The organism is Geminocystis sp. GBBB08 (assembly GCF_016743215.1).
Classification (GTDB): Bacteria; Cyanobacteriota; Cyanobacteriia; order Cyanobacteriales; family Cyanobacteriaceae; genus Geminocystis.
The window spans coordinates 1-4,479 of the sequence record NZ_VRZC01000238.1 but is presented as its reverse complement, the minus strand read 5'-3'; the positions used below and the strand labels follow the sequence as shown (position 1 = coordinate 4,479).

The 4,479-nt window shown below is 33.6% G+C and carries 6 protein-coding genes and 1 pseudogene; 1 reads left to right on the top strand and 6 read right to left on the bottom strand.

All coding sequences use genetic code 11. From position 1 onward, the window contains the following. The 4 genes from FWJ34_RS18495 to FWJ34_RS18480 form a co-directional block, all read right to left on the bottom strand. Nucleotides 1–500: BRO family protein (locus FWJ34_RS18495; RefSeq protein ID WP_308256805.1), on the bottom strand; the 500-nt coding region annotated here is incomplete at its 3' end. An 83-nt stretch (nucleotides 501–583) separates the two neighbouring features. Continuing rightward, a complete protein-coding gene (locus FWJ34_RS18490; RefSeq protein WP_308256804.1) occupies nucleotides 584–787 on the bottom strand; it encodes a hypothetical protein in 204 nt (67 codons plus the stop codon). 2 nt (nucleotides 788–789) lie between these two features. Then, entirely contained in the window at nucleotides 790–1,305 is a 516-nt protein-coding gene (locus FWJ34_RS18485; RefSeq protein WP_308256803.1) for a hypothetical protein, read from the bottom strand. Nucleotides 1,306–1,357: 52 nt separating this feature from the next. Beyond that, nucleotides 1,358–1,693 carry a hypothetical protein gene (locus tag FWJ34_RS18480; RefSeq protein ID WP_308256802.1) on the bottom strand — a complete coding sequence of 112 codons (336 nt, stop codon included), beginning with the start codon at nucleotides 1,691–1,693 and terminating at the stop codon, nucleotides 1,358–1,360. 308 nt (nucleotides 1,694–2,001) lie between these two features. On the opposite strand from FWJ34_RS18480, the gene FWJ34_RS18475 reads away from it, so the two are divergent. Continuing rightward, the gene (locus FWJ34_RS18475) at nucleotides 2,002–2,481 is read left to right on the top strand and encodes a nucleoside deaminase (protein ID WP_308256801.1); all 480 of its coding nucleotides are present in this window, start codon (nucleotides 2,002–2,004) and stop codon (nucleotides 2,479–2,481) included. 193 nt (nucleotides 2,482–2,674) lie between these two features. On the opposite strand, the gene FWJ34_RS18470 is transcribed toward FWJ34_RS18475, so the two are convergent. After that, complete coding sequence (locus tag FWJ34_RS18470) at nucleotides 2,675–3,331, bottom strand: hypothetical protein (RefSeq protein WP_308256800.1); 657 nt, start codon at nucleotides 3,329–3,331, stop codon at nucleotides 2,675–2,677. Nucleotides 3,332–3,784: 453 nt separating this feature from the next. After that, nucleotides 3,785–4,479, bottom strand: a pseudogene (locus tag FWJ34_RS18465) (AAA family ATPase); the annotation flags it as partial.

Here is a 4,479-nt window from a genome sequence, read left to right as displayed (position 1 = left end):
GGCATATTTTCTCTGTTATCCAGCTTGTAAAGTGCATCCCAAAAAGGTTTAAAGAATAGTTTTTCCCAACGGGCTTTACCATCTTCTAACGGACGGTAGTATTGGTGTCTTGAGGGGTCAATGCCTACGGGTAATGTTTTCTTGTTGCCGTTATAGCTTCCTGTCTTTCTGATTTCTGGTAAGACTACCGATGTAACCCACTTTTTGAATTTACGGGCTTTTTCTTTCTCTGACTGAAATATAGTTGCATATAAGCCACTTTCATTTACTGCTGTCATGGGATGTTTTCTTTTTCTTTGTTTTATACCTTTTTTAGTCGTAACATCGTAGTATATATCGACTGTCACCGATGTATAATCTTCGTCATCGATGCGTGACAAAACATCGGATGCGTTAACAATATCAAGAGCATCACATACATCTTTATGTATCCAAAGAGGATTATTCGCAGTACCAACGAATCTAACTGTTTTACCTTCAAATTCAAATTTATCTAACATTTTATACTCCGTAATTTTCTAAAAAGTATTTAATAATCTGGTTTATTTCATCGACTGTGTAAGTACCGTTTTCTGCATATATATCATTTTCTCAAGGTGGTTTTGCCGACACCACTTGCCCCGTAAACAAAGATAAACGATGCTCCAGCAGGTTCAGAGATAGTTCTCATTAATGTTTTATAAACTTTTCTGAGCTTGGGATGAGCCACAGTAAAATTTTCAAAATAAGCTATTCTCTGGGTTATCGGGGATTTAAGCAATTCGAGGGGGAAAATAACATTACTCATAATTAAAATTCCTCATATACAACTAATGAAGGGGGGTTTATGTTCTGATTTATTGATTCTTGTGAATCTTGAGGATGCTCCAATAAGGTTTTTTTCTGTTTGTGTGCCTGAATATCTGTAACTTTCTCTGATTGCGTTTTCCCTCCATCAATAATTTGAAATACATCTAAGGCTTGTGCATCATGCAATCTTTGTTCGAGTAAAATTTCTTCTGCCTCCACCGAGTATAAAAATTCTGCTAGTTTTTTTGCCGAGATTTTAGACTGCTTATTGTTTTGACTATGGCTTTTTCGCAATTCATTAGTAATCAGTTTTAATTCTTTTTCTGTATGACCTTGAAACTCTGAATAATATTGCGAAATACACTCTACCCATTGTCCTTCAACAAACGCATAAGCGATACCAATGTTGAAAGGATCATACCGAATCGGGATTGAGGTATTTTCAACTTGAGGATTACGAAAAAAATTAGACCAATAATAAATAGAATTTATTTTCACACCACGACTAGGTTGCACTTTCGCTTTTCCTGTTTGAGTTGTGGGTAAGGTGAGAATTTTAAAGTTTTCATCATACAGCGATTAATCTTCGAGAATAGGCATCGATTAAAAAAGTAGCCCAAGGTCTTCCTAAATTACGCCCTGTACGAGAGCATAACAATTCCACATCTAATTGAGTATGGTCGATATGACAGATTTCAAAAGGTCGATCGCCGTGTCTAGGAGTAGTTCTATTCAGTTCCCAATAGAAACTAGATTGACTATAAGCGGCTCTACGTCCTTTTCTTTTGAAAGTTTGATCATAACTGGAACGTTTTTTGATTTCTTGACTAAAAGTTTTATAACTAGGAACGATTAATCCTTTTTCTTCGCATTTATCACTCAGTAAGCAATATACTGACCACATAGATTTTTGTTTTAAAGTTTCGTACTCTGATCTAATAAATTCCTCCATAAGTTCGAGTCATATTGAATTTATGGCAGATTTATGATTCTAAATAAGACTTATGGCAATTTTATGGGTAAAAGTATGTGTTGATTTTTTTATTTTTTTAACAAAAATCCTGATAATTTTAGACTATAACGGCAATATTATAATTCCAATCGTGGCAAGATTATGAGTAAAGTGACAAAATCCAATGAATTATTGATTGATAAAGAATTAAACAACATAAATATGATACCGTATAATAAATAAAAAAAAATTTACTTAAAATGACCAACAATAAAGATATTGAATATATGCGTCAAGCGATCGCCTTGATGCGAGAGGCTGGGGTTGTCAAGAAAACAGGTGGAGCATTTGGTACCGTTATAGTTAAAGATGGAGAGGTAATCGGGGCTTCTGGAAATAGTGTTTTGCGGGATAATGATCCCACCGCACACGCAGAAGTAAACGCTATTCGTCAGGCTTGTAAAAAACTAGGAACTGTTGATCTATCAGGTGCTGTTTTATATAGCAGTTGTGAATGTTGCCCTATGTGTTATGCAACGGCTTATTGGGCTAGAATTTCCAAAATTTATTACGCCGCTGGTTGGAGTGATTTTGCAGATCTTTTTGATGATGCTAATATTCAAGAAGATTTAGTCAAAGAATATAAAAACAGGCTACTAGCACCAGAACAAATTCTTCAAGAAGAAGCACAGGCTGTTTGGCAAGAATTCAGAGAACTTCCTGATGGTGCAAGATATTAATTAATAGGAGTTAGGAGAGAGGAGATAGTAATAAGTAAGGAGTAAGGAGTAAGGACTCTAAAACATTGTTTTAGTTAAATGCTCAACTATGATCAAGTCTTGTATAACAAAATATTACTTTGTTGATTCGTAATAAGGGCTTAAGCCCTCATGTCTTAAATATGATCGATTTCTAATATAAATATTTCCTCTATTAAAAACTTAGGGGAATGTGTCGGAAAATTTGTAGCAGTATAAAAAGAGCAAGGAAAATGCTTGTTAATGCCAACAATTGTTCTTTTTTTGTGCCTTTACTTTCTAACCAATTTTGATAAATACGACTAATCCAAGGAACTGCGAACCAACCGGTTATGGCAACACTACAGAAATTGCCAAAAAGCATCCATGTCGGAAAATCGATTAAAGATGGCTTTTTCAGAAGTAAATTAAACAACATCACGGTGGGATAAAGTACCAATAAAACTAAAAGGTTAATTTTCCATACAGGAGAGGAGTTGTTAACACTTTGTTTTATCCAACGGGTATAACTCTCGAAATTTGCTTCCCCTTGAAATTGATAACCATTATTTTCTTCCCGATAAAGTAATTCTCGTCTTTCTTTACTATCAATCCAGTGGATACAATTCTCTGGGGTATCAAATCGCAATATCGTTTCAAAAACAAGGGTTTCTCCCTTCTCCACTAATACAGGCAAATCTTCACTAATATAACCTTGATAATTTTTAGCCCGTGTTCTTAATTTTTCTTGAAATTGTAAGAAATTATCATAAGCTAAGGGATTAATCCTATGTACAAAACGATATTCAAAAAATTGATCAGATGTTTGGGGTAATAAAGAGAAAGAACTCATGATAAAAGATTGAATGGCAAAAAGAAACTTATAATCTAAGTTTATAACTAAAAAGTTTGAGATTATAACTTAAACATAATTTGTGATGCCATGATGGATAGTTTTTACATTGCCAGACACCACGAAGTTAACTACAAAATGGCGATTATTTTGTACTTCCGATTGTAAAACTTAATTACCAAAGGCTGGACTAAAACCGGCATCAAACGGCAAGTGAAATAATCCCGATAATAAACTTGAGATGATAACCCACTTCCCCATAAATCACGGTTATTGTAGACAAGATTTAAGAGGTTTAATGTTTGCAAATCTCCTAAACTTTTTTGCCCTTGAGGATTTGGAGAAATGCGATCGCCTTCAATAAAATTAAAACTGTATGAAAATATATTAGTATATTTGGCTTATTTTGAATACCTAACTTTAAGCCTAAAAATTATTTAAGAGTATTTTTAATTAAAGTTTAATACCCAATACTTGAGTATAAGCACCTTTAGCCTGAGTTACGCCAATAGTACGTTGAGAAGCCTCAATCATAGGTCGTCTTAAACTTACCACAATAAATTGAGCAGATTGTGCTTGTTGTTGAATCATTTTTGATAGTTTTTCTACATTTGCACCATCTAAAAACATATCAACTTCATCAAAGGCATAAAAAGGGGAAGGGCGATATCTTTGTAAAGCGAAAATGAAACTTAAAGCTGTCAAAGATTTTTCTCCTCCTGACATTGAACTTAATCTTTGCACTGGTTTTCCCTTCGGATGAGCGACTAAAGTTAAACCACCATTAAAAGGATTATTTTCATCCTCTAATTTTAAATAACCATCACCATCAGACAGAGTCGCAAAAATAGTTTTAAAGTTTTCATTTACCGCCGTAAAAGATTCGTTAAATGCTCTCAATCTTAAAGTGGTAAAATTTTCTACTCTTAATAACAATTCTGTCCTTTCTCCTGCTAAAGTTGTTAATTTTTCTGATAATTCTTTTAGTCTTTCCTGATTTTTTTCATACTCTTCTAAAGCTAACATATTAACTGGCTCTAAACTTTCTAATTTTTTCTCTCCTTTACGAATTTCTTGTTTAATTTGTTCTAGTTGATCTTGAAGACTATCAAAGGTAATTTTATGATTAATTTCGCTACTTTCACTAT